This window comes from Pantoea sp. Cy-639, from assembly GCF_011752525.1.
Taxonomy (GTDB): domain Bacteria; phylum Pseudomonadota; class Gammaproteobacteria; order Pseudomonadales; family Pseudomonadaceae; genus Aquipseudomonas.
In genome coordinates this window covers 1-1428 of record NZ_VWXI01000042.1, presented here as the reverse complement: position 1 = coordinate 1428, position 1428 = coordinate 1, and the positions used below count along the sequence as shown (strand labels likewise).

The following is a 1428-nucleotide window of genomic DNA, read 5'->3' as shown; positions in this document are numbered from 1 at the left end:
TAATGCCAGTCAGTTAAGACTGACGCTTTGAGCTTTAGCCCGTAGGCCGCAAAATCCGATGCTTGGAAACGAGCATCGGATTTTTTATGCGCCTAGCAAAAGCACTGTCCCTCACTCACGAAATGGCATCAAGGCCAAATGCCCTTGAAGGGCTAGGGGCTTTGCTTGATCCGGAGATCGTGAAGCAGGCTTTCGAGACCGCCGGCGTCTCAACCATTCGCAAGCGCCGCCTACCGCTTGAAAGCCTGGTGTGGTGCATCATTGGTATGGCGTTGTTCCGTCGCATGTCAGCTTGGGATGTCGTGAACCACATGGACATCATGCTGCCCGGCAAGCGGCCACTTGTTGCCCCCAGCGCTGTTGTGCAAGGTCGGCAGCGATTGGGTAGCGAAGCGGTGCGTGAAGTTTTCACCCTCACCCAGCAACGATGGCACGAAGAGGCCAAACACCCGCAATGGTTGGGGCTGACGCTGCTTGGCGTAGACGGCGTTGTTTGGAACACCCCTGACACGGCAGAAAACCGCGCATTCTACGGTGGTGCGACCAACCAGCATGGGGACGGCGGTTTTCCTCAAATTCGAATGGTCTGTCAGATGGAGCTGACCAGCCATTTGCTGATCAGCAGCACTTTTGAAAGCTACCACAGCAGTGAAATGAAGCTGGCTGAACAGTTGATCGCCACGACGCCCAACCAGTCACTGACCCTTTTCGATAAAGGTTTCTACTCGTTGGGCTTGCTGCATCACTGGCAATCGCAAGGCGAGCAGCGCCACTGGTTGATCCCCTTGAAAAAGGGCATTCAGTATGAGGTTGAGCACAAGCTTGGGCGTAATGATGCGCTGGTCGTTTTGCGCACATCACCCCAGGCCCGCAAGCAGTGGCCGGGCTTACCGCTGGAGATTCGAGCGCGACTATTGAGCAAAACGATCAAAGGAAAGGTTGTGAGTGTCTTGACCTCGATGACCGATCCGCTGCGCTTCCCGGGTGATGAGATCGTCGATCTTTACAGCCAGCGCTGGGAAATCGAATTGGGCTACCGGGAGATCAAGCAAGGGCTCTTGGGCGGCGAATACACGCTGAGAAGCAAGACGCCAGAAATGATTGCGCAAGAGTTGTGGGGCGTGCTGCTGGGCTACAACTTGTTGCGTTATCAGATGGTTCAGATGTCGAAGCAGTGCCCGGGCGTCTACCCCTGCGAAATGAGCTTTACCGCTTGCAGCTGGGCAATCTTGGGCTTGTTGCATGGCACTTCACTGAATCATCCCGGTAACCTGCCAGGATTTCTGGCGGATCTGCAGGCAGCAGCGGCGCAGTATATCTTGCCTCATCGACGACCTGATCGTTGGTTCCCGAGAGTAGTTAAGCAACGACCAGCAAAATATCCGACCCGAAAATGAAAATGCCAGTCAGCTTAACTGACTGGCATTA

At 54.8% G+C, this 1428-nt stretch carries 1 protein-coding gene; it reads left to right on the top strand.

The window, feature by feature from the left end; all coding sequences use genetic code 11:
* The first annotated feature begins 86 nt into the window (after window positions 1-86).
* Window positions 87-1397 carry an IS4 family transposase gene (locus tag F3J43_RS23630; RefSeq protein WP_166892995.1) on the top strand — a complete coding sequence of 437 codons (1311 nt, stop codon included), beginning with the start codon at window positions 87-89 and terminating at the stop codon, window positions 1395-1397.
* Window positions 1398-1428 lie beyond the last annotated feature (31 nt).

Bases quoted from the DNA above. Each gene is read 5' to 3' on its own strand.
- F3J43_RS23630 (WP_166892995.1), top strand. From the start codon at position 87: ATGCGCCTAGCAAAAGCACTGTCCCTCACTCACGAAATGGCATCAAGG.